This is a genomic window from Streptomyces kryoterrae (assembly GCF_054072135.1).
In genome coordinates, this window is record NZ_CM133358.1 from 1914383 (window position 1) to 1937989 (window position 23607).

Below are 23607 nucleotides of genomic sequence, written 5' to 3' on the forward strand. Positions count from 1 at the left end.
GCCCGCCACTCCGGATACTGGAGAGCATGGGATTCGCCGTCTTCATGACCTTGCCGGGGCTGGTCATCCTGCTGACCGCCACGGCCTTCGCAGACCAGCTGCTGTTGCGCGCAGGGCGGGCCGGCCGGCTCCCCTGGCGCAACAGCGCCCGCCAGGGCCAGATATCGGCAACCGGGTTCGAACAACTCCACGCGACCTTCTCCCCCGGGAAGCAGAACGAGCTCAAGGAGCGGCAGTCGTCGCTGCTGATGCGGGACGACGAGGAGGACGGGGCGCCACCGAACCGGACGACGGTGGACCTGGAGGGCGGGGTCGCGGTCGTCCGGATGCCGCAGGCCGACTGATAGGGCGCGGGCAAGCCGTCGTCGTTCGCGAGCGTCACTCAAGACACTCCGTCCGCGGCACACTGACCGACAGGTTCTCGTCGCTGGGCACCGTTCACGCCTGGCCTCCGCCGCAGAGGGGGCGGAGCAGGTTCGTCCCGTCCCGGACGTCGGTGACGCCACCCGACTCGCTCTGGCCCAGCTCCACCAGCAGGACGTCGACCAAGCGTGCGTCACTGCGTCGCAGACCTTCGAGATCGGCGGACAGTGCCGATGTCACTGGTCCTGGATGCGCCGGAAGGGCCGGTCGGCCTCCAGTTCGAAGGCGATCTCCAGCAGCTTCCGTTCACCGCCGGAGGGGGCGGAGAACATGACGCCGATGGGCAGTCCGTCCGCCGTCCCGCTCGCGGCGGGCACCGAGACCGACGGAGTGCCGACGATGTTGTCGAGCGGTGTGAACGCCACGTACGCGATGAGCCGCTCCATCAGCGTCGCGTAGGGAACGTTCGGGCTGAGGTGGCCGATCGGTGGCGTGGTGTGGGCGAGCACGGGCGACATCACGAGGTCGAGTTGGCCGAAGGACGTCGCGTGCGCTTCCTTCGTACGCCTCAGCCGTCGCACCACGCCGGGAGTCCGCCGCCAGTTCCGCAGATAGTCCTCGCGCAGCCCCCGGCACAGGGCGTCCATGCGGTGCCGGTCGAAGTCCGCGCCGAGGGTGCGGCCCGTGGCACCGAGGAGGAAGGACAGCATTCCCCAGTACGTGAGGAAGTCGTTGGTGAAGTTCGGGTCCAAGTCCAACTCCACCGGTTCCACGGTGTGTCCGAGCCGTTCGAGCGTGGCCACGGTCTCCGTGACCGCCGCCCGGGTCGCCGCGTCGGTGTGAGCTCCGTTCGGCGAGTCCAGCAGGAACCCGATGCGCAACCGTCGCTCCGAGGGGCCTTCGACCAGGCCGAGGGGCGGCAGTCCGGGACTGCGCCGGTGTGTCTCCGCGGCGGCGAGGAACGCGGCTGTGTCCCGCACGGAACGGCTCACGATTCCGTCGGAGACGATGTCGATCGGCAGCCGGCGGCCCAGGTCACTCCCCACGACGCGGCCGCGGGTCGGCTTGAGGCCGACGAGTCCACAGCAGGCCGCGGGTATCCGGATCGAGCCACCGCCGTCGTTGGCGTGTGCGATCGGCACGGCACCGGCGGCGACCAGTGCCGCGCTGCCGCCCGACGAACCGCCTGCCGAGTAGCCCGTGTTCCATGGGTTGCGCACCGGCTCCGCACCGTCGTACTCGGTGCTCGCGTTGAACCCGAACTCGGGCAGCCGGGTCTTGCCCAGCACCGTCACGCCGCTGCTCAGGAACTGTTGGGCGAACGGTGCGTGCCGCCGCGCCGGCCTCGGCCGGAAGGCGGCGCTGCCGTGGCCCGTGGGCAGCCCCCGGTAGTCGGTGTTGTCCTTGACGAACGTCGGCACCCCGGCGAGGGCACCGCCCGTTCCGGCGGCGTGCGCCGGGCTGTCGACGTGCACCTGGACCGCGCCCAGCCGTGCGTCGACCGCCCGCACCCGCTCCACGGCGTCCCGGGCGACCTCGGCGGGGGACACCTCACCTCGCCGGATCGCCTCGGCGAGACCGACGGCGTCGTGCTCGCCCAGGGAGTCGTCCCGGAAGGCATGCACGATGGTCCGTTCATCGAAAGTCGTCACCGGTGCCTCAGCCTCTGCCGTGTGGATGGTCGTCCGCCATCATTCCCTACCGGCAAGTAACACGCGAGGAGTCCGCCAACATATTCGATTTCACTCAGGACGGCATGCTCCGGGCTGGGCCACAGCTTCCGCCGCCTCCGCCGCCTTCTCCGTCACCCCGCTCTCCTCCGTCGACCGACGCCCCCGCATCCACGCGTTCGCCGGGATCCCGGCGAACAGGAACAGCACCCCCGCGCACTGGAGACATGCGGTCGTCGGGTCCGCCGTCGGCTAGCGTCGAGGCATGACCAGCGAGACCAGTGAAGCCGCCCGCGCGTCCTCCTCCTTCTCCGCCGCCCTGGCCTCGGGCGCGCCCCTCGTCCTCGACGGTGGAATGTCCAACCAACTCGGGTCCGCCGGGCACGATCTGAGCGACGAGCTGTGGTCGGCGCGGCTGCTCGTCGAGCAGCCCGAGGCGATCGTCGACGCGCACCTCGCCTACTACGAGGCGGGCGCGGACGTAGCGATCACCGCCAGCTACCAGGCCACCTTCGAGGGCTTCGCCAAGCGGGGCATCGGCCGCGAGCGGGCCGCCGAGCTGCTCGCGCTGAGCGTGGAGCTGGCCCGCGAGGCCGCGCGCCGGGCGAAGACGGAGCGGCCGTTGTGGGTGGCGGCGTCCGTCGGGCCGTACGGGGCGATGCTCGCGGACGGCTCGGAATACCGGGGGCGGTACGGGCTGAGCGTGGCGGAGCTGGAGCGTTTCCACCGGCCTCGGGTGGAGGCGCTGGCCGCCGCCGGGCCCGATGTGCTGGCTCTGGAGACGGTTCCCGACGTCGAAGAGGCCGACGCCCTGCTGCGCGCGGTGCGCGGGCTCGGGGTGCCGGTGTGGCTGTCGTACAGCGTGGCCGGGGAGCGGACGCGGGCCGGTCAGCCGTTGGCGGAGGCGTTCGCGCCGGCCGCCGAGTCGGACGAGGTCGTCGCGGTCGGCGTGAACTGCTGTGTGCCCGAGGACGTGGAGGGCGCCGTGGAACTGGCGGCGCGCGTGACCGGCAAGCCGGTCGTGGTCTATCCGAACAGCGGCGAGGTCTGGGACGGCGACGCCCGTGCCTGGACCGGCAGTTCGACCTTCGCCGCCGGTCAGGTGACGGGGTGGCGGGACGCGGGGGCGCGGCTGATCGGCGGATGCTGCCGGGTGGGGCCGCAGGCGATCACGTCGATCGCCGACACGTTGCGTTGACGCGGAAGGGCCCACCGCCGCCACTCCACCGCTACTACAGCCGGGCGTAGGCCCGTACGTTCGTGTCGGCGTCCCCCGCCATCGAGGCGAGGGCGTCGGCGACTCCCGGTCGCCGGTCGTGGCGGCGCAGCGCCCGGACGGCGGCCTCGCGGACGTCGGCGAACGGTTCCGACAGCGCGTCGGAGAGGGCGGGCACCGCCAACGCCGGTGCCGCCGCGCCGAGTGCCGTCGCCGCGCCCGAACGGACTTGCCAGGCAGGGTCGTTGAGCGCTTCGGCGGCGGCCGTGTCCAGCGGGGGCGGACAGCCGGTGGTCGCGAGGGCGGTGAGCGCGGCGGCCCGGACCAGGGTGGCCGTGTCGGCGAGGAGTAGCTTGAGGTCCCGGACCCGCCACCCGGCCGGATCCCGCCGGACGGCGGTGATCAGCGCCGGGGAACACCGCCGGGGCGGCGCAGCCGTCGTACGACGGACAGCGGTTCCGCACCCCGTAGGGGCAACCGGGGCCCCGTGGCCGACCGGGGTTCGGGCTCCGGAGCCGTCGGGGGCACGGAGGCACGGTCGGCCGCCCACAGGGCCAGTTCGCGGTCGCGCGGGCCTTCCACGGTGTGCGGGTCGCCGTCGCCGAAGACGCGCACCGGGTGCGAGGCGTCCCACGGCTGCCAGCCCGGGTCACCGTCGACGGCGAAGCGCACCCAGGCCCTGTGCATGGCCTCGGCGAGTTCCTCCGGGGCGCCCTGGCCCGCCAGCTTGGCCGACTCGGGGGCCTGGTGGGTGTCGAACACGAATCCCAGTTCGAGGGCGTGGCAGGCGCCCAGTCCGGGCTGGGTGGACGGCCAGGCGAACTCGTACACATACGCCCGCCCGCCCTCTCCCCCGTCGCCCCGCGCGTCCGCGAGCCGGTGCAGCGGTACGCGGAGCAGGTGGTCGGTGACCAGCTGGCCGACGAGGTCGGCCGTGCCGGCACCGGGGTGCAGGGTGCGGTAGCCGCGCGGGACCTCGGGGCCGCAGTGGCAGCGGGCCATCGCGCCGGCCAGGGCGACCGGGCCGAGCCGGTCGACGCGCTCCATCAGCCCGCCCGGCACCAGCCACAACCGGTACTCGTCCCGGGTCCAGCCCAGGAGCAGGTCGATGTCGGCGGCGGCTCCGTCGACCAGGGCCTCCAGGGGGTCGCGGGGTACGAGGTCGCCGTCGACGACGATGCCGAAGGCGGGCCCGCCCAGCACCGGGCTGCTCAGCCGTCCGACCTCGCCCTGGACGCGCAGCAGCAGTTGCCGGTCGACGGCGGCGAAGGCCTCGGCGGTCGCCGGGATCCTCAGCCGGGTCGCCATCCGGCGCACCATCCGCCGTACCTTGTCGCGGTCGCTCGCCTCGGGCGGCCCGCTCTGCAGCACGGCCCGCCGGAAGAGTCCCCGCGCCCGTGGGGAGGCGAGGAGCGCGCCGATGCTGATCGCGCCGGCCGACTGGCCGAAGACGGTGACGCGGTCGGGGTCGCCGCCGAAGGCCGCGATCGACGCCCGCACCCACTCCAGGGCGGCGAGCTGGTCACGGAGGCCCGGGTTCGGGGGTGCGTCGGGGAAGAGGCCGTAACCCTCCACGCCCAGGCGGTAGTTGACCGAGACGAGGACCACGCCGTCGCGGGCGAAGCCGTGGCCGTCGTAGACGGGCACGGCGGACGAGCCACGGGTCAGAGCCCCGCCGTGGATCCACACCATGACCGGGAGCCGGGCCCCGTGTCCGGGCTCCGGGGTCCACACGTTGAGGTTGAGGCAGTCGTCGCCGGGCACCACCGGGTCCGACAGCAGCCGGGCGAAGGCCTCGGAGTACGGCGGTTTCGGCGCGGTGGGACCGAAGCCACCCGCGTCGCGCACCCCGTCCCAGGGGATGGGCGGCACGGGCGGCCGGAACCGGCGGGGGCCGAAGGGCGGTGCGGCGTACGGAATGCCGCGGAACACGGCGATCCTGGCGCCGTCGTGTCCTCCGTAGCGCTCGTAGCCCACGTATCTGCCGCGGACGTCCCCGTAGGGCGTCCGCACGACGGGCCGCGTCGACTCGTCCGTCATCTGCCCACCAGCTCTCTCGCCGCCGCTCGTGAACCGTTCAGACCAGAGCAACACATGACCTGGCGGTATTCCCGCGGAAGGAGCCATTCGGTGGGTGCGGCGCCGTCAGCCCGCCAGGTTCAGGGTCCAGGTGCGGGACCGGTCCCCGTCGCAGTCGAACTGCACCAGGCCGACGTTGTTCTCGGTGGAGCGGCCACCGGCGACCGTCGCGCACTTGCCGGTCCGGTCGTTGACGAGTTCGAAGGCGCCGTTGTCCCAGTTGACGAGACTCCAACGGCGTGAGGCGTCCGAGTCGCAGTCGAACTGGACCAGTTCGACGTTGTTCTCGGTCGAGCGCCCGCCCGCGACCGTCGCGCACTTGCGTGTCTGCGCGTTCACGAGCTGGTGGGAGTTGCCGCTTTCGCCGGTGAGCTTCCAGCGGCGCGAGGGGTCCTTGTCACAGTTGAACTGGACGAGCCGTACGTTGTTCTCGGTCGAGCGCCCGCCCGCGACCGTCATGCACTTGCCGGTCTGCGGGTTCCTTATCTGGAACTCGGATGCCGGGACCACTGCCGCGGAGTCCCGCGAGTCCGGCTGCTCCGGCTGGGCGATCGTGGGCGTGGGCAGCAGCAGGACACCGCCGGCGAACAGGACCGTCGAGGCCGTCAGAAGTCGATGTGCCCGAGTGTGCTTGCGCATGGCAGCACTCCTCTCTTGGCAAGGTTCTCTTGGCAAGGGGAGAGGTCAGTGAGGTGTGGGGCGGTGGGCAGCCGCGGTCAGGAGACCGAGCAGGCTCCTTGTGCGGGGCTCCGGCCACCGATCAAGATGCAGCTGTCCTTCCCACTATTGGCGCCCTCCGCCAGGCCCGCAACCGGGGTGGACCGGGGACGCGGTCGCGTCCGATTCGTTCAAGACCGGCCCGGGACACCCCGCCTAACCTGGCCGTATGACTTCACAACCGATCCCACGCCCCACACCCCGGTTCGACGCCGTCGGCATCGTCACCGCCGATCTGGCAGCCTCTGTCGCGTTCTACCGCCGGCTCGGGCTCGACTTCCCCGAGGGAGCCGAGAAGCAGCCGCATGTCGAGGCCGAACTCCCGGGCGGTATGAGGCTGTTGCTCGACACCGAGGAGACCGTCCGCTCATTCCACCCCGGGTGGCGGCCGCCCGGCGGCGGCGGCCGGATCGGGCTGGCCATGCTGTGCGGCTCGGCCGCCGACGTCGACTCCCTGTACGAGGAGTTGGTGGGTGCGGGGTACCGGAGCGAGCTGAAGCCGTGGGACGCCGTGTGGGGACAGCGGTACGCGTCCGTGCTCGACCCGGACGGCAACGGGGTCGACCTGTTCGCACCCCTACCCTCCTCCCCCGTCCCCTCCGCCGAGTAGCTTTCCCAGCGGCATCCCCGCCAACTCCCTCACGTCCCGGGCGAGGTGGGCCTGGTCGGCGTAGCCCGCACGGCTCGCCGTCTCCGCGAAGGGCATCCCTTTCCGGGCCAGCGCGAATGCGCGCTGGAGGCGGAGGATGCGGGCCAGTGTCTTGGGGCCGTAGCCGAAGGCGGTCAGCGAGCGGCGGTGCAACTGGCGGGCGCTCAGGCCCAGTTCGTCGGCCGTGCGCGCGACCGGGCGGCCCGCCCGCAGGGCCGCGACCAGTCCGCCCAGCAGGGGATCCGGCGGGTCCGTGCGCGCTGCCCGTTCGAGTGCCAGTTGCTCGAGTGCCGTCGCCGGGTCGGCCGCCGCGTCGAAGCGTGCCCTGAGGCGTCGCGCCTCGGACGCTCCCCACAGGTCGGCCAACTCGACACGCCGGTCCCGGAGTTCGTGCGCGGGTACGCCCAGCAGGGCCGGCGCCGTGCCGGGGTGGAAGCGGACGCCCGCCCAGTGCGCGGGGGCGCCCTCGGGGACGTACGGCCGGGTGTCGGGTCCCGCGACCAGCAGTCGGCCCTCGCTCCACAGCAGGTCCATGCAGCCGTCGGGCAGGACGGGCCGCGCGTCGCCGGACCCGGTCGGGGTGTTGGTCCACACCATCGCGCCCGGCAGCCGGGAGGGCCGTTCCTCGTACACGAACGACACGCTACGCCGCCCGGTGCCCTTCGGGGGCGGCGCCGTACATCCGTTTGAAGGCGCTGAACAGGGCGATCGCCGCCGTGGCCGGCCCGACGGGCGTACAGGGAGGCGGGGGGTCGGTGCGTCACTTCTCGGGGGGCGGGCCCTCTACCGTCTTGGGTGTGCTCTTCACATGGGTCCGCAGGCGGGACGTCACGTCCTCCGGGGGCAGGAAGCGCGACCAGCGCTCCGGGAACTCCGAGGGCATGTCGCAGTCGTCGGGGTCGTCATCGGCGTCGCCATCGGGCTCGTAGGAGCGGACGGCGGTCATCCGGGCGACGTACTCGGCGGCCTCCTCCTCACGGATCCGTTCGTTGGCGGCTCGCGCGGCGGCGGTGGCCGCGGCCGGCCAGACGCGGTCGATCGCCGCGTTGACGGCGGCCCCCACGAGCACCGCGAACGCGGACACCCCGACCCACAGGAGGACGGCGACGGCCGCGGCGAGCGATCCGTAGATCGTGGCGCCCTCGATCGTCTTGGTCAGGTAGATGCGCAGCAGGAAGCTGCCGAACACCCACATCGCGAGGGCCATCAGCGCGCCCGGGACGTCCTCGATCCACGGTGAGCGCACCGGGACGGACACATGGAACAGCGTCGTCAGGAAGGCGATGGACAACAGGATCACGACGGGCCAGTACAGGACCTGCACGAGCGTCTCCGACCACGGCAGGACGCCCAGCACGGCGTCCGGGCCCGCCACCATCAGCGGCAGCGCGACCGAGCCGATCAGCAGCCCCACGACGAACAGCACGAAGGCGACGAGCCGGGTCTTGACGATGCCGCGGACGCCGTCGAGGCCGTACATCACGGTGATGGTGTCGATGAAGACGTTCACCGCGCGCGAGCCGGACCAGAGGGCGAACAGGAACCCTATGGAGATGACGTCGGGCCGGCCGCCCTTCATCACGTCGTCCAGGATCGGCCGGGCGATCTCGGCGACGCCCTTGTCCGACAGGACCGTCCGGGACGCCTCCAGGATGTTGGTCTCCAGGCTGGTGATGGTGTCGGTGCCGGTCCAGTCGTCGACGTAGCCGAGCAGCCCGATCAGGCTCAGCAGCAGTGGCGGCACGGACAGCAGAGTGAAGAAGGCCGCCTCCGCCGCCAGACCCAGGATCCGGTACTCGACGCACGAGTTGACGGTGTCCTTGAGCAACAGCCATGCCGTCCTGCGCTTGGAGACGTTCCGGTAGAGGACTCGCGCGCGATGGAGTCGGCCGCTGGGGCTCTCGGGAAGTTCACTTGCTGCCTGCACGCCCTAACGGTATCGGGCGGGCGCTACCCCTCTCACCCTCCGGTGCCCCGGTCAGGGCGCGGCGCCCGTGCGCCGCTCCCCTCCCTCCGTTCCCGTGACGCAGCAGAAAACGACGGGAAACCCAGTGGAAACCGGGCGGAACGATACGGCAGATAAATCGAATACTATTTCTGTCATGCCCTTGGCGGCCATATTTCGGAACCCGTAAACGGAATACCGCCCGGCAATTACACCTGCCTCACGGAAAGCTTCCTGGTGAGGCGGGCGAACAGGCGGTCGCAATCTACGCGAAAAGTCGTTGCTCTGTAACAGGAAAGCGACATTACGCCAGGCCACCTTGACCCGTTCATAACCGGGTCGAAACAATTCGGATTGCATTCTCCGGGGCACACCCACCCAAGGGAGTGCGAACCAAGACGACACGGGGGCATCCGGGCCCCGACCAAGCCCGATCAAGTCGACACCGTGCCGCACGCCTCGCCCATCGACATTTTCCGCTCGCACCTCGCATACGTCATTTCGTCCCCTACGCCATTCCCCATATCGCGTCTCCTGTCACTTCCGCCCGCAGCTGCACTGCGGGCAGACGGCGGACGCGAAATCCACCGTGCCAATTTACGGAGCGACCCATGCCTTTATCGACACCGCGCATCGCCGGTGTAGACGTGGCCCGTGGCCTCGCACTGCTCGGTATGTTCTCCGTGCACGTATTCGGAGCGTTCGAGCCGGACGACTCGCCGACGGTGGCCTGGCAGTTGGCGGGCGGCCGGTCCTCGGCGACCTTCGCATTGGTGGCCGGAGTCGGCCTCGCCTTCACCACCGGTGGCCGTACGCCCCGTGTCGGCCGCGGCTCGCTCGCCGCGGTCACCGCCCGGGCGCTGACCGTCGGTCTGATCGGCCTGCTCCTGGGCTACGCCGCCAACGCGGGCGGCCTCGAAGTCGACGTCATCCTCGCCTTCTACGCCCTGCTGTTCCTGCTCGCCCTGCCCCTGCTGGCCCTGCGGGCACGGACGTTGGCCTGCATCGCGCTCACCCTGGGGGTGGTCGCGCCGCTCCTCGTCCACCTGCTCCGGGGGGTGCTGCCCGAACCCGTCTTCGACGGTGATCCGACACTCCAGGACGTCGTCACCGACCCGGCCGGTCTCCTCGGCGACCTCCTCGTCCACGGCGCCTATCCGGTCCTGGCGTGGATGGCGTACCTCTGCGCGGGGCTCGCCATCGGGCGCCTCGACCTCTTCGACCGGCGCACCGCGACCCGGCTGCTGACCGGCGGGCTGGCGCTCGCCGCCGCCTCCTGGCTGGTCTGCTCGTTGTGGCTCTTCCGCTGGGGCGGTCTGGAGCGGCTGCGGCAGGCCGAGTTCCCCGACGCGACCGGGCCGCATGCCCGCGACGAGGTCCTGTGGGACACCCCGGACGGCTCGACCTGGTGGTCGATGATCTCCCGCGCCCCGCACTCCACCTCACCGTTCGACCTGCTGCACACCCTCGGCGCGGCCACGGTCCTGTTCGCGGCGGTCCTGCTGCTGACCCGGATCACCGTGGTGCGGCGGGCCCTGCTCCCGCTGGCGGCTGCGGGAAGCATGCCGCTGACCCTCTACACCGCCCATGTCCTGTTCCTCGCCACCGGGGCCCTGAACGGCTCCCGCGACCTGCAGTACGCCGTGCTGGTCGCGGGCTCGCTGCTCTTCGCGGTCGGGTGGCGGCTCACCAGGGGCCAGGGACCCCTGGAGGCCGTGGTCGCGGGCGCGGCGCGGCACGCCCGGGAGTGGGAACGGCGGCGCGCACAGGGCAGCCCGCCGGAGCCGCCGGTCCACCGATCCGAACCGATCGAACCGACCGACCTGACCGAACTGACCGAACGAAACGAAAGCCAGGACCAGCACCGCTAGGGAGCTCATCGTGGGGGGAAAAGTGGGGGGAACACCGATCGAGTTGGCGCCCATGCCGCCGACCGATCCGACCAAGCACACGACCGAAGACGCGGCCAGGCACACGACCGGCGCCGGGGGCGGCACCGAGCAGATCCTCGCCGAGGTGCTCGCGGCTGTCGTGAAGACCGACCAAGTACCGCTCGACAGCCACTTCTTCGACGATCTCGGTGCCAACTCCCTGGTCATGGCGCACTTCTGCGCCCGGGTCAGGAAGCGCGACGATCTGCCGTCGGTGTCGATGAAGGACGTGTACGGCAATCCGACGATCCGGAGTCTGGCGGCGGCACTCACCGACGCCCCGGCAGAGGCGCCCGTCGCACCGCCGGCCGAGGCCCCGGCGCCCGGCAGCACCTCGCGGTATGTCCTGTGCGGGGCCGCACAGTTGATCATCTTCGCCGCGTACTGCTTCCTCACCGGGCTCGTCACCGTCGAGGGCTACCAGTGGATCAACGCCGGTTCGGGGGCCGTCGACGTCTATCTGCGGTCGGTCGTGTCCGGCGGCGCCGCCTTCGTGGGGATGTGTGTGCTGCCGGTGGTCGCCAAGTGGGTGCTGGTCGGCCGGTGGCAGCGGGCCGAGTTCCCCGTCTGGGGTCTGACCTATCTGCGCTTCTGGACGGTCAGGGCACTGCTCAACGCCAACCCGATGCGCCTGTTCACCGGGAACCCGCTGTACGTGCTCTACCTGCGGGCGCTCGGCGCGCGGATCGGCAAGGGCGTCACCATCCTCTCGCCGGCCCTCCCGGTCTGCACCGACCTGCTCACGGTCGGCGCCGGCACGATCATCCGCAAGGACTCCTCCTTCCTCTGCTACCGGGTCGTCGCCGGACGAGTCCAGACCGGGCCGGTCACCCTCGGCAGGGACGTCCACATCGGCGAGAAGACCGTGCTCGACATCGGCACGTCGATGGGCGACGGGTCCCAGCTCGGCCACGCCTCGGCGCTGTTCGAGGGCCAGGCGGTACCGGCCGGCCTGCGCTGGCACGGCTCGCCCGCCCAGCCGACGGACGTGGACTACGTACGGATCCCCGGGGCCCACTGCTCCACCGCCCGACGGGCCGCCTACGGTTTCGCCAGTCTTCTCCAGCTCCTGCTGGTGTACGTGCCGTTGACGGTCGGCGGCGGCTTTCTCCTGCTCGACCTGGCACCCCGTCTTGAGATGCTGGTCGATCCGGACGTGGCCGACATGGCCTCGGTCCGCTTCTACGCCGAGGCGGTGGGCCTCTCCCTCGCGCTCTTCGCCGCAGTGATCGTCGTCGGAGCCGTGACCGTGTCCCTGGTCCCCCGGCTGCTGAACCTGGTGATCCGGCCCGAGCGGGTCTATCCGCTGTACGGCCCGCGCTACGGGGCGCAGCGGGCCATCACCCGCATGACCAACCTCAAGTTCTTCAAGTGGCTGTGCGGCGACAGCTCGTACATCGTCCACTATCTGCGGGCCATCGGCTACGACCTCTCGCACGTCGAGCAGACCGGCTCCAACTTCGGTACGGAGATGCAGCACGACAACCCGTACCTGGTGTCCGTCGGCCGCGGCACGATGGTCGCCGACGGCTTGTCGGTCCTCAACGCCGACTACTCCGCCACGTCCTTCCGCGTCTCACGGGCGTCCATCGGAGCGCACAGCTTCCTCGGCAACCACATCGCCTACCCCGTCGGGGGCCGCACCGGCCAGAACGTCCTGCTGGCCACCAAGGTGATGGTGCCGCTGGACGGCGAACTCCGCGAGAACGTCGGTCTGTTGGGCTCGCCGCCCTTCGAGATCCCGCGGTCGGTGGAGCGCGACACCGACTTCGACCAACTGCGTGAGGGTGACGAGTTCCACCGCCGTCTCGCCGCGAAGAACCGCTACAACCTGCGTTCGATGGGCCTGTTCCTGTTCCTCCGCTGGCTGCACTCCTTCCTCCTGACGGTGCTCGGCTTCGCCGCCTTCGCCGTGTACGGCACGCACGGCATCGCCGCCGGCGCGCTGGTCGGCGCGTCCCTGGTCCTCAGGCTCGTGCTCACCGCCGGGTACTACGTGCTGATCGAGCGGCTCATCACCCGGTTCCGGCGCCTGGTACCGCGGCTGGTGTCCATCTACGACCCGCACTTCTGGTGGCAGGAACGGCTGTGGAAGGTGCCGGTCGACTTCCTCGTCGTGTTCAACGGGACGCCGTTCAAGAGCCTGCTGTGGCGGCTGCTGGGCGTCCGTATCGGGCGCAGGGTCTTCGACGACGGCGCCATCATCACCGAGCGCACGCTCACCACGATCGGCGACGACTGCACGCTCGGCGCCCACAGCAAGATCCAGGCCCACTCGCAGGAGGACGGCACCTACAAGTCCGACCACATCGTCCTCGGCGCGGGCGTCACGCTCGGCACCGGCGCGCTCGTCCACTACGGCGTGTCGATGGGCGAGGGTTCCCAGCTCGCCCCGGACTCCTTCCTGATGAAGGGCGAGGACGTGCCGTGCCTGGCCCGCTGGGGCGGCAACCCGGCGGTGGCCCTGCGCGGCGACCAGGTCGCACCGGCCGCCGGACAGACCGACCAGATCGCGCACACCGCACACACCGCACAGATTTCGACGGGGGCAGTCCGATGAACACGGTCCCACGCTGGACACCCGGCCCGGTACCGGGCAAGGACCCGCAGGACAGGCGGCACTCGGTGTACGCCGAGTACGAAGTCCCGCTGGAAGCAGGCCTGTTGAGGTCGGCCTCGTTCGGGTCCGCGCTGCTCGCCGCGCACGCCAAGGTCCTCGCCGCACTCTCCGGTGAGCGGGAGGTCACCACCGGGTACGTGGCGGTGAAGGGCGGACGGCCCGTGCCCCGCCGGATGCTGGTCGGCCCCGGCTCCTGGCGGGAGCTGCTGGCGCTGACGGACCTCGCCGACGAGGTGGGCGAAGACGACGAGCCGCCCTGCGAGACCGTGCTCGACCCGCACGGCGGCGACCCCGCGGACTGCGGCGCCGACGGCACCGTGTTGCACCTGAGCGTCGGCGAGCGCACCCTGCGCCTGCGCCACCGCACCGATGTCCTCGACACCGGCGCGGCTGCCCGGATCGCCGGCTACCACCTCACCGCGCTCTCCCTGATGGCCGCCGACCCGGACGCCGACCACGAGTCGCGGAGCCTGCTGTCGGGAGAAGAACTCGCCTTCCAGCTGGACGGGTTGGCAGGACCGGACCGTGAACTCCCGGACCGCCGGGTGCACGAGCTGTTCGAGGAGCGGGTACGGCAGCACCCGGACGCGGTAGCGGCCGTGCTGGGCGGCACGGAGTGGACCTACCGGGAGCTCAACTCCCGGGCGAACCAGCTCGGTCGGGCGCTGCTGGCCCGCGGGCTGGCCCGTGAGGGTGTCGTCGCCGTGGTCACCGAGCGCAACCTCGACTGGATGGCCGCCGTGCTCGGGGTGCTCAAGGCGGGCGGTGTCTATCTGCCGGTCGAGCCGCACTTCCCGGCCGAGCGCATCGCCTCGACCCTCACCCGCGCCGAGTGCGCGTTCGTCGTCACCGAGCAGGGCAGCACCACCACGCTCGACGGCACGGGGACGGACGTGCCGAGGCTGTACGTCGACGAGATCGGGGCGGAGGGGCACGCGGACGAGGACCTCGGGGTGAGCGTCGGCGCTGACCAACTGGCCTACATCTACTTCACGTCCGGGTCGACCGGTGAGCCCAAGGGCGCGATGTGCGAGCACGCGGGTTTCGTCAACCACGTCCTCGCCAAGCTGGAGGACCTGGGCGTCGGCGAGGGGCAGGTGGTCGCACAGACCGCTCCCCAGTGCTTCGACATCTCGCTGTGGCAGCTGGTGTCCGCGCTGCTCGTCGGCGGCCGGACACTGCTGGTCGGGCAGGACGTGATCCTGGACGTGCCCCGGTTCGTCGACACGATCGTGGACGGCGGGGTCAATGTGCTCCAGATCGTGCCGTCGTATCTGGAGGCCGTGCTGGCCGAGTTGGAGCAGCGGCCACGCGAACTCCCCGACCTGCGCTGTGTGTCGGTCACCGGGGAGGCGGTGAAGCGGGAGCTGGTCCAGCGCTGGTTCGCCGCCCAGCCCGGCATCAGGGTCGTCAACGCCTATGGCCTGACCGAGACTTCGGACGACACCAACCACGAGGTGATGGACCGGGTGCCGGACGGGCCGCGCGTTCCGCTCGGCCGGCCCGTGCGCAACGTACGCGTGTACGTCGTCGACGAGCACCTCGCGCCCGTGCCGCTCGGGGCGCCCGGCGAGATCGTGTTCTCCGGGGTGTGTGTCGGGCGCGGGTATGTCAACGACCCCGAGCGCACGGCGGCGGCGTTCACCCTGGACCCCTACCGGCCCGGTGAGCGGCTCTACCGCAGCGGTGACCACGGACGCTGGCTGTCCGACGGCAAACTGGAGTTCCTCGGGCGCCGGGACACCCAGGTCAAGCTGCGCGGCTTCCGGATCGAGATCGGCGAGATCGAGAACGCGCTGCTGCGGGTGCCCGGGGTCCGGGACGGCGCCGTGGTGGTCGTGCGGGGCGCACGGCTGGTGGCGTTCTGCACCGGCGCCGAACTCGTCGGCGTAAAGGAGCGGTTGGCCGAATCACTGCCCGCGTACATGGTTCCGGGGGCCGTGTACTGGCGGGAGCGGCTGCCGCTCACCGCCAACGGCAAGACCGACCGCAGGAAGCTCACCGCGCTCGCGGAGGAGCTCGCCCTGGCCGAAGACCGTGCCGGGGACGGCGTGCGGGGCCCGGAGACCGCCGGTGAGCGGCGGCTGGCCGCCGCCTGGGCCGAGGTGCTCGGCGTCGCGCCGGACCGGATCGGCCGCCTGGACCACTTCTTCGACCGCGGCGGCACCTCGCTGTCGGCGGTCCGGCTCGCGATCGCCCTGGGCCGGGCGATCACCCCCAAGGACGTCATCCGCCGCCCGGTCCTCGCGGACCTGGCCGAGCTGCTCGACACACCGGCCGCCACAGCCTGACGACGGCCGCGCACCGCACCGAAAGGAACGACACCATGACATTCTCGTCCCCTTCCTCGACATCGACTCCTCTGCCCCAGCCGTCACTTACCGGCGTCGAGCTGCTTCCCGGCCGGCCGCCGGTCCTGCGCACCCCGCCCGTCACCGACCCGGCGGAGTGGGCGGGCACCCATCGGGACGCGCTGCGGGCGGCCGTCGCGGAGCACGGCTCGCTGCTGGTGCGTGGGCTCGGCCTGCACGAGCCGGCCACGACCGGCGCCGTTCTGCGGCGGCTGGCCGACGGCCTGATGAGCGACCAGGAGGCCTTCGCACCCCGGCGGCAGTACACCGACGGCGTGTACTCCTCCTCCAAGTGGCCGCCGAACCAGCCGATGTGCATGCACCACGAGCTGAGCTACGCGCTGGAGTTCCCCGGCCTGCTGCTGTTCGCCTGCCTCGAAGCACCCGCCGAGGGCGGCGCGACCGGGGTCGCCGACTCGGCGGCCGTGCTCGACGCGCTGCCCGCCGAACTCGTCCGACGCTTCGAGCGGGAGGGCTGGTTGCTCACCCGGACGTTCAACGACGAGATAGGCGCGACGGTCGCCGAGGCCTTCGGCACCGCCGACCGGGCTTCCGTCGAGCGCTACTGCCGAGCCCACGCCATCGAGTTCGTGTGGGAGCTGGACGGCTCCCTGCGCACGCGCCAGCGCCGCGGTGCCGTTCTGCGCCACCCGGTCACCGGCCACCGCTGCTGGTTCAACCAGATCGCGTTCCTCAACGAGTGGACGATGGACCCGGAGGTCCACGAGTACCTGGTCGACGTGTACGGAGCCGACGGTCTCCCCTTCAACACCCGCTATGGCAACGGCGATCCGATCGGCGAGGACGTCGTCCAGACCCTCAACGAGGTGTACGCGGCGCACACCGTGCGCGAGCCGTGGCGCGGCGGCGATCTGCTGCTCGTCGACAACATCCGTACGGCGCACAGCCGGGAGCCCTTCGAAGGGCCGCGCGAGGTCCTCGCCGCCCTCGCCGACCCGGTCCGCCGCACGGACTCCGTCTACTCCGGCAACTCCGGCAACTCCTCTGAAGGGACAGCTTCATGACCACGAACCCTGTCACGGTCCCGCCGTTCTCGGTCATCTCCGGTGAGCAGGTCCAACAGGCTCTCCAGGGGCGGGAGTCGGACGTCGTCGACCTGGTCGAGGCGGTGTACCGGCTGCACGGGGCCGGGGACTCGGTGAACCCGCCCTCGTACTTCCTGCGCTTTCCCGACCGTCCGTCGTCGCGGATCATCGCGCTGCCCGCGTCGATCGGCGGGGACGTGCGCGTGGACGGGCTGAAGTGGGTCTCCAGTTTCCCGGAGAACGTGGCGGCCGGGATTCCGCGGGCATCGGCCGTGCTGATCCTCAACGACCACGACACGGGCTATCCGTTCGCCTGCCTGGAGAGCTCCATCATCAGCGCCTCGCGCACGGCTGCCTCGGCCGCGCTGGCCGCCGACCGGCTGAGCCGGGGACGCGCCCGCCCGACCCGGGTGGGGTTCGTCGGCACCGGGCTCATCGCCCGCTACATCCACGCCTATCTGTGCGCCACCGGCTGGGAGTTCGACGAGACGGGCGTGTTCGACCTGTCCGCCGACAGCGCGGCCGGTTTCCGCGGCTATCTGGAGCGGTCGGAGGGCGGTGGCAAGGTCACCGTGCACGACAGCTCCGAACAGCTGGTCAGGTCGAGCGACTTGCTGGTGTTCGCCACCGTCGCGGCGAAACCGCACATCCACGACGTGTCGTGGTTCGACCACCATCCGCTCGTCCTGCATGTCTCGTTGCGCGACCTCGCACCCGAGATCCTGCTCGCCTCGGCGAACTACGTCGACGACGTCGAGCACTGCCTGAAGGCGGAGACCTCGCCGCATCTGGCCGAACAGCTCACCGGCGGACGGGAGTTCGTCGACGGCACGCTGGACGACGTACTCACCGGGCGCACCAAGGTGCCGGTGGACCGGCCGGTGGTGTTCTCGCCCTTCGGCCTCGGAGTGCTCGACCTCGCCGTCGGCCGGTTCGTCCACGACGAGGTGGCCCGCCGCGGCGAACTGCGTGTCGTCGACGGCTTCTTCCACGAACTGCGCCGGCACGGCTGACCCCTTCGGGTGCCGTGCCACAGATCAGGTGTGCCGAGGACGGGCGCGCCGCACACAGGGGGACAACATGCCAGTCATTTCCCAGCCGTCGGACTTCAACGAGGAAGAGCTCTACGTCGACCTGCGGGCCACCGTGGGGCTGCCTCTCTTCCTGAAGTGCGAGGGGTTCAACTTCGCCGGTTCGATCAAGATGAAGGCCGCCTACGAGATGGTGACGGCAGCCGAACGGGACGGCAGGCTGCGGCCGGGATCCGTTCTCGTGGAGTCCTCGTCCGGCAACCTGGGCGTGGCGCTCAGTGTGCTCGCGGCGAGCCGGGGCTACCGGTTCCTGTGCGTGACGGACTCCCGTTGCAACGCGCAGGCGATCCGCACGATGGAGGCGCTGGGCAGCCGGGTGCACGTCATCGACCGGCCCGATCTGCACGGCGGTTTCCTGGGCGCCCGGATCGGCCACGTCCGCGCACTGTGCGCCTCCGACGAGCGGTATGTCTGGCTCAACCAGTACGCCAACCAGGGGAACTGGCGGGCGCACTACCGTACGACGGCACCGGCGATCGCCCGCCGGTTCCCGGGCCTGGACGTCCTGTTCGTCGGCGCCGGCACCACCGGCACGCTGATGGGCTGCGCGCGCTGGTTCTGGCAGTGGAACAGGCGGGTGCGGATCGTCGCCGTGGACGCGGTCGGCTCGGTCACCTTCGGGGGTCCGCCGGGGCCCCGGATGATCCCGGGCCTGGGCACGAGCGTACGGCCGCCGCTGCTCGACGAGTCGTACCTCGACGAGGTGATCCACGTCGAGGAACCGGACGCGGTGCGCGTCTGCCGCCGGCTGGCCTCCCGGGGCTTCCTGTTCGGCGGGTCCACGGGCACGGTGATCAGCGGGGCGACCCAGTGGCTGGCCCGGCACGACGGCCGTGACCTCACGGCGGTGGCGATCGCACCGGACCTCGGCGAGCGCTACCTCGACACCGTGTACCACCCCGGCTGGCTGGAGGCCCTCCAGGGCGAGCAGGCCGCCGGCCAGAACCTCGCGTCCCTCGCCTCCGACGAACTGGCGGCCCTCTCCCGGCCGGCCTGACGGGCGGGAACGGCACGGGTGCCGCCCGGCGGGGGCTGTGTCCGTCAGCGGATCCGGCCGCGGGGGTGACCAGGCGCGTACACGGTAGGTTCCCTGTATGGCAGCCAGCACCCACACCGTGACCAACCAGGTGCCGCCCCTGGTCGGATATGACGTGTTCAGCGCCGACAAGGCCCTGGTCGCGGCCGTCGAGCGGCACCTGGACCCCGGGCTTCTGGAGGAGGCCCGGGACGACCTGTCCGGACTGGGCCGGTCCGCCGGGTCCGCGCAGGTGCAGGAATGGGGAGCGCTCGCCAACGAGAACCCCCCGAAGCTGCGGACACACGACCGGTACGGCAACCGGATCGACGAGGTGGAGTTCCATCCGGCCTGGCACCGGCTGCTCGGCAAGGGCGTCTCGGCCGGGCTGACGGCGGCCTGGACGCGGCCGGGCGGGCATGTGCGGCGGGCCGCGGGGTTCGTGGTCTGGTCCCAGGCCGAGGCGGGCCACGGCTGCCCGCTGTCGATGACCCACGCGGCGGTGCCCGCGCTGCGCACCGACCCGGTGCTCGCCGCCGAGTGGGAGCCCCGGCTGACGTCCACCGTCTACGAGGAGGGGCTCGGGCCGGCGGACCGGAAGGCCGGCGTGCTCTTCGGGATGGGCATGACGGAGAAACAGGGCGGCAGCGACGTACGGGCCAACACGACCGTCGCGAGGCCGCTCGCCGAGGACGGGACGTACGAGCTGACGGGCCACAAGTGGTTCTGCTCGGCGCCCATGTCGGACGGCTTCCTGGTGCTGGCGCAGGCCCCCGGCGGGGTGACCTGCTTTCTGCTGCCGCGCGTGCTGGAGGACGGCACGCGCAACGAGTTCCGGATCCAGCGGCTCAAGGACAAGCTGGGCAACCGGTCCAACGCCTCCGCCGAGGTGGAGTTCGACGGGACGTGGGTGCGCCGGGTCGGGGACGAGGGGCGCGGGGTGCGCACCATCATCGAGATGGTCTCGGCGACCCGGCTCGACTGTGTGCTCGGCGCCGCCGCGCTGATGCGGCAGGCGGTCGCCCAGGCCGTACACCACTGCGGGTACCGCGAGGCCTTCGGCGGGAAGCTCGTCGACAAGCCGCTGATGCGCAACGTGCTGGCCGATCTGGCCCTGGAGTCGGAGGCGGCGACGACACTCGCGCTGCGGCTGGCCGCCGCCTATGACGACGGCGGCGAACAGGAACGGGCTTTCCTGCGGCTCGCGTTGCCTGCCGCGAAGTACTGGGTGACCAAGCGCTGCACCCCGCTGGTGGCGGAGGCGTCCGAGTGTCTGGGCGGCAACGGCTATGTCGAGGAGTCGGGCATGCCCCGGCTGCTGCGCGAGTCGCCGCTCAACTCGGTCTGGGAGGGCGCCGGGAACGTACAGGCGCTGGACGTGCTGCGGGCCGTCCAGCGGGAGCCGGCCGCGCTCAACGCGTTCCTCCAGGAGGTCGGGAAGGCGCGCGGAGCGGACCATCGGCTGGACGGCGCCATCAAGGACCTGCTGACCGAACTCGCCGACCTGGACGGCGTCGAGGGCCGGGCGCGGCGGCTGGTCGAGCGGATCGCGCTGGTGCTCCAGGGCTCGCTGCTGGTCCGGTTCGCACCCCCGGAGACCGCCGACGCGTTCTGCGGCTCGCGCCTGGGCGGCGACTGGGGCAACGCCTTCGGCACCCTCCCGCACACCCTGGACCTGGCGTCGGTCGTGGAACGGGCCCGGCCGGTCGCCTAGCCACCCGACCGCTCATGTGGCGGGGGTGGTGCTGCGCCGACACGGCACCACCCCCGCCCACTTGCCCCGCATGGTCCGGGAGCACGGACGCCGCGTCGGCGGCGTCGCCCAAGTTTCAGACACCGCAGAGCAGTTCACCAGGGTTGCAGGGGGTTGCAACTTGTTGGCGTCTGTGTGCGGACCGTGGCCCTCCGCTCCCCCGGGGCGGCACCATAAGACATCGAGTCAGTACGGGCCGGGAGGACACAGTGGCGAACCCGCCGATGGACGTCACGCGACTCGTCGCCCGGGACGCGGCGCGGGCGGCGCGGCTCCTCAGCGACGTACGCGCGGCGCGCCTCGCCGGACAGCGACCGCGTCAGGCGCCCCGCCCGGTGATCGACCAGTCCTGGGACCGCGTGCTGCGCAGCGGCGTCGACCCCGACCACGACTTCCGGACCGGGCTGCTGACCAGCGAGGAGCTGCAGCGGCGGCGCGAGACCTCCCGGCTGCGGCACGTGCTCCCGGTGCTGCGGCAGGGGCTGTTGCCGGTCGCGGACGCCGACCAGCACATCATGGTCGTCGCGGACGAGGACGGCCGGGTGCTGTGGCGCGAGGGCAGTACGCCGGTGCTGCGCAGGGCCGACCGGTTCGGGATCGAGCCCGGCGCCGACTGGGCCGAGGACGTCGTCGGCACCAACGGCGTGGGCACCCCGGCGGTCGCCCGGCGCGCCGTACAGGTCTTCGCCTCCGAGCACTTCGTACGGTCGCTCGCCACCTGGACGTGCACGGGCGCCCCCATCCTGGACCCACGCGACGGCAGGCTGCTCGGCGTGGTGGATGTCAGTGGCCCGCTGGAGACCGTGCACCCGGCCACGCTCGCCTGGGTCGACTCGGTCGCCAAGCTCGCCGAGGCGCGGCTGCGGGAGCGGCACCACCAGTCGCTGGAGCGGCTGCGCTCGGCGGCGGCGCCGGTGCTGGCTCGGCTCGGCGGGCGGGCCCTGGCGGTGGACCGGGACGGCTGGACGGCCGCGGTGACCGGCCTGCCGTACACGAACCGCGTCGCCCTGCCCAAGGCGCTGTCCCCGGGCTGCCGTTGGCTGCCGGCGCTGGGACTGTGCGCGGTGGAGCCGCTGGCCGGCGGCTGGCTGATCCGCGCCGCCGCCGAGCCAGAACCGCGCGGCGCCTCGCGGATCGTCCTCGACCTGCGCAGACCGCGCCGCTGGTCGGTGGCGGTGTCGGGTCCCGCGGGTTCCTGGACCCACGAACTGAGTCCCCGGCACGCCGAGTTGCTCTACCTCCTGACCCTGCACCCCGCCGGCCGCAGCGCGGCGGGCCTGGCCGACGACGTGTTCGGCGACCCGGCCCGCACGGTGACCGTACGCGCGGAGTTGTCGCGGATACGGCGGTATCTCGGGGCGTTTCTGGACCATCGCCCGTACCGCTTCAGCGAGGACACGGAAGTTGCCGTCCTCCCTCCGGACGACCCCCGCGATCTGCTGCCCCACTCGACGGCGCCGGCAGTGGTACGGGGGCGGGGTGCGGAGGCCGACGGACGGGTGGCGGGCGACGCACAGTGACCCGAATGTGACACCGGGGTGAGGAAACGCGTCCGAACGACCCCCGGAAGCAACACAGGGGTAAGGATTCCGGCGTATTCGACCAGGCCTGGCGTCCCCTGACGTACCATCCATCACACGGCCCCCCACACTGCGACTCCGGTTCAACGCACGGAACGCGAGCCGCAGTTGGCCTGCCTCGGGAGGATGAATGACGTATCGCGGCAGACACCGCAGGCAGAGAAGGGGCAGAGCGCTGCGCGGCGTTCTCGCCGGAACCGCCCTCGCCCTGACCGCCGCGGCCACCATCGTCAGTGCCTCCCAGGCTGTGAGCAGCGACAACCCGGGGCCCCTGAGATCCATCACGTCCGCCGCCGAGCTGAAGGACTTCCAGCTCAAGGAGCACCTGGCGTCGAAGCGTTCGCTCGACCGGCTGGCAACCTCCATGGGCGGCACGGTGGGTGTGGGCACCCTCCTGGAACACACCAACCGCACGCTGCGCGACTCGGCCGAGTGCGCCCCCACCGAGACCGAGGCGCTGCCCGTCGCCCCGGCGGCCACCCGCGCGTACTGCTGGGACGACGCCGACTCGGCCAGTCAGCGCTGGCTGCCCAAGTCCGTCACCACCTCGGGGGACGCGGACGAGGACGGCCGCTGGGGCGCCAACCGGGTGATCCTCTCCGGCTGGACGCACAACGACGCCAAGACGGACGAGCCCGAGGTCTCCCGGGGTCTCGCGCGGGTCGCCGTCATCGACGCGAACGACCTGTCCGACATGACGTACCGCTGGGTGCTCCTGGTCGTCCCGACGGAGGACGGCTCGGACTACCGCAAGCTGGCCTCCTCGATCTCCGGCATGGTCTGGTACCAGGACAAGCTGCTGGTCACCGCCTCCGCCGCGGACACCGACCGCAAGTCCCTGTACGTCTACGACATGAACCGCATCCAGCACGCCTCGGTCGACAGCCCGGCGGTCGGCCGGGTGCCCGGCGGCTGGTCGGCGCACGGGTACGGGTATGTCATGCCCGCCGTCGCCTCGTACAGCCTGACCGGTGGCTCGTGTGATCCGGCGGCCGACGACCGCACCCCCTGTTTCGGGTCCCTGTCCCTGGACCGCAGCTCCACGCCCGACAGCCTGGTCGCGAGCGAGTCCTTCCCGGCCGGCGCCGATCGGCGCAGCCGCCTCTGGCGCTACTCGTTCAGCCGGGCGGGTGACCGTTCCGGCCTCCTCGCCGCGAACGCACTCGGCCGTGTGAACGCGGTGGAGGCCTACTCGACGAAGGCCACCGGCATCCGGGGCGTGCTGTCCTACCGGTCGGTGGGCGACGAGAAGGCGGACTGGTACGTCGGACTCGCCCCCGGCGCCAAGGACCGGCACGGCACCCTGTGGCGGCTCGACTCCGAGGGCGCGAAGGCCGCCCGCTGCGGCTCCGACGACGAGTCCCGCCGCTGCTGGGGCGAACACGCCGAGTCCCTCTCCTACTGGGAGGGCACCGGCGAACTCTGGTCCCTGACGGAACGGGCGGCGGACGAACACTCCGGCTGGCGCGGCACACCGGTCCCGGAACGGGTCCTGTACGCCGTACCGCTGTCGTCGGTCACCGGTTCCCTGAAATAGGTACGGCCCCCACCGGGCCCGCGGCGGACGACCCATGATTCCCT

At 71.6% G+C, this 23607-nt stretch carries 19 protein-coding genes; 12 read left to right on the plus strand and 7 right to left on the minus strand.

Annotated elements, in window-relative coordinates:
• Positions 1-26: 26 nt before the first annotated feature.
• Positions 27-344 (plus strand): DUF6191 domain-containing protein, encoded by a 318-nt coding sequence (locus tag ACW4TU_RS07925; RefSeq protein ID WP_457426025.1) that lies wholly within the window; start codon positions 27-29, stop codon positions 342-344.
• Between the two features lie 94 nt (positions 345-438).
• Here ACW4TU_RS07925 and ACW4TU_RS07930 read toward each other — a convergent pair whose 3' ends face one another.
• The gene (locus ACW4TU_RS07930; RefSeq protein ID WP_457426027.1) at positions 439-603 is read right to left on the minus strand and encodes a hypothetical protein; all 165 of its coding nucleotides are present in this window, start codon (positions 601-603) and stop codon (positions 439-441) included.
• A complete protein-coding gene (locus tag ACW4TU_RS07935; RefSeq protein WP_457426029.1) occupies positions 600-2015 on the minus strand; it encodes an amidase in 1416 nt (471 codons plus the stop codon). The genes ACW4TU_RS07930 and ACW4TU_RS07935 overlap by 4 nt, the downstream gene beginning before the upstream one ends.
• A gap of 283 nt (positions 2016-2298) precedes the next feature.
• On the opposite strand from ACW4TU_RS07935, the gene mmuM reads away from it, so the two are divergent.
• Positions 2299-3231: a homocysteine S-methyltransferase gene (gene mmuM / locus ACW4TU_RS07940; RefSeq protein WP_457426031.1), complete on the plus strand. Its 933-nt coding sequence runs from the start codon at positions 2299-2301 to the stop codon at positions 3229-3231.
• A gap of 34 nt (positions 3232-3265) precedes the next feature.
• Here the strand turns inward: mmuM and ACW4TU_RS07945 are convergent, their stop codons facing one another.
• The 3 genes from ACW4TU_RS07945 to ACW4TU_RS07955 form a co-directional block, all read right to left on the minus strand.
• Positions 3266-3655, minus strand: a complete 390-nt coding sequence (locus tag ACW4TU_RS07945) for a HEAT repeat domain-containing protein (RefSeq protein WP_457429973.1) — start codon at positions 3653-3655, stop codon at positions 3266-3268.
• Positions 3652-5289 (minus strand): carboxylesterase/lipase family protein, encoded by a 1638-nt coding sequence (locus ACW4TU_RS07950; RefSeq protein WP_457426033.1) that lies wholly within the window; start codon positions 5287-5289, stop codon positions 3652-3654. Before ACW4TU_RS07950 ends, ACW4TU_RS07945 begins: the two co-directional genes overlap by 4 nt.
• 105 nt (positions 5290-5394) lie before the next feature.
• Positions 5395-5967, minus strand: coding sequence for an RICIN domain-containing protein (locus tag ACW4TU_RS07955; protein ID WP_457426035.1), 573 nt, complete (start codon positions 5965-5967; stop codon positions 5395-5397).
• Between the two features lie 247 nt (positions 5968-6214).
• Between ACW4TU_RS07955 and ACW4TU_RS07960 the strand changes: the two genes are divergently transcribed.
• Positions 6215-6655: a VOC family protein gene (locus ACW4TU_RS07960; RefSeq protein WP_457426037.1), complete on the plus strand. Its 441-nt coding sequence runs from the start codon at positions 6215-6217 to the stop codon at positions 6653-6655.
• On the opposite strand, the gene ACW4TU_RS07965 is transcribed toward ACW4TU_RS07960, so the two are convergent.
• Complete coding sequence (locus ACW4TU_RS07965) at positions 6623-7327, minus strand: helix-turn-helix domain-containing protein (protein WP_457426039.1); 705 nt, start codon at positions 7325-7327, stop codon at positions 6623-6625. The genes ACW4TU_RS07960 and ACW4TU_RS07965 overlap by 33 nt on opposite strands.
• Positions 7328-7454: 127 nt before the next feature.
• Positions 7455-8621 carry a YihY/virulence factor BrkB family protein gene (locus tag ACW4TU_RS07970; protein ID WP_457426041.1) on the minus strand — a complete coding sequence of 389 codons (1167 nt, stop codon included), beginning with the start codon at positions 8619-8621 and terminating at the stop codon, positions 7455-7457.
• Positions 8622-9250: 629 nt separating this feature from the next.
• Between ACW4TU_RS07970 and ACW4TU_RS07975 the strand changes: the two genes are divergently transcribed.
• From ACW4TU_RS07975 to ACW4TU_RS08015, 9 genes are all read left to right on the plus strand, one after another.
• Positions 9251-10510 (plus strand): heparan-alpha-glucosaminide N-acetyltransferase domain-containing protein, encoded by a 1260-nt coding sequence (locus ACW4TU_RS07975; protein ID WP_457426043.1) that lies wholly within the window; start codon positions 9251-9253, stop codon positions 10508-10510.
• Between the two features lie 52 nt (positions 10511-10562).
• Positions 10563-13130 (plus strand): Pls/PosA family non-ribosomal peptide synthetase, encoded by a 2568-nt coding sequence (locus ACW4TU_RS07980; protein WP_457429975.1) that lies wholly within the window; start codon positions 10563-10565, stop codon positions 13128-13130.
• Positions 13127-15481: a non-ribosomal peptide synthetase gene (locus tag ACW4TU_RS07985; RefSeq protein ID WP_457426045.1), complete on the plus strand. Its 2355-nt coding sequence runs from the start codon at positions 13127-13129 to the stop codon at positions 15479-15481. The genes ACW4TU_RS07980 and ACW4TU_RS07985 overlap by 4 nt, the downstream gene beginning before the upstream one ends.
• 35 nt (positions 15482-15516) lie before the next feature.
• Complete coding sequence (locus ACW4TU_RS07990) at positions 15517-16566, plus strand: TauD/TfdA family dioxygenase (RefSeq protein WP_457426047.1); 1050 nt, start codon at positions 15517-15519, stop codon at positions 16564-16566.
• Entirely contained in the window at positions 16563-17600 is a 1038-nt protein-coding gene (sbnB, locus tag ACW4TU_RS07995) for a 2,3-diaminopropionate biosynthesis protein SbnB (RefSeq protein WP_457426049.1), read from the plus strand. Before ACW4TU_RS07990 ends, sbnB begins: the two co-directional genes overlap by 4 nt.
• Positions 17601-17667: 67 nt before the next feature.
• Complete coding sequence (sbnA, locus tag ACW4TU_RS08000; protein ID WP_457426051.1) at positions 17668-18675, plus strand: 2,3-diaminopropionate biosynthesis protein SbnA; 1008 nt, start codon at positions 17668-17670, stop codon at positions 18673-18675.
• A 97-nt stretch (positions 18676-18772) separates the two neighbouring features.
• The gene (locus tag ACW4TU_RS08005; protein WP_457426053.1) at positions 18773-20407 is read left to right on the plus strand and encodes an acyl-CoA dehydrogenase family protein; all 1635 of its coding nucleotides are present in this window, start codon (positions 18773-18775) and stop codon (positions 20405-20407) included.
• 263 nt (positions 20408-20670) lie between these two features.
• Positions 20671-21966: a GAF domain-containing protein gene (locus ACW4TU_RS08010; protein ID WP_457429976.1), complete on the plus strand. Its 1296-nt coding sequence runs from the start codon at positions 20671-20673 to the stop codon at positions 21964-21966.
• A gap of 190 nt (positions 21967-22156) precedes the next feature.
• Complete coding sequence (locus ACW4TU_RS08015) at positions 22157-23563, plus strand: hypothetical protein (protein WP_457426055.1); 1407 nt, start codon at positions 22157-22159, stop codon at positions 23561-23563.
• Positions 23564-23607: the final 44 nt, after the last annotated feature.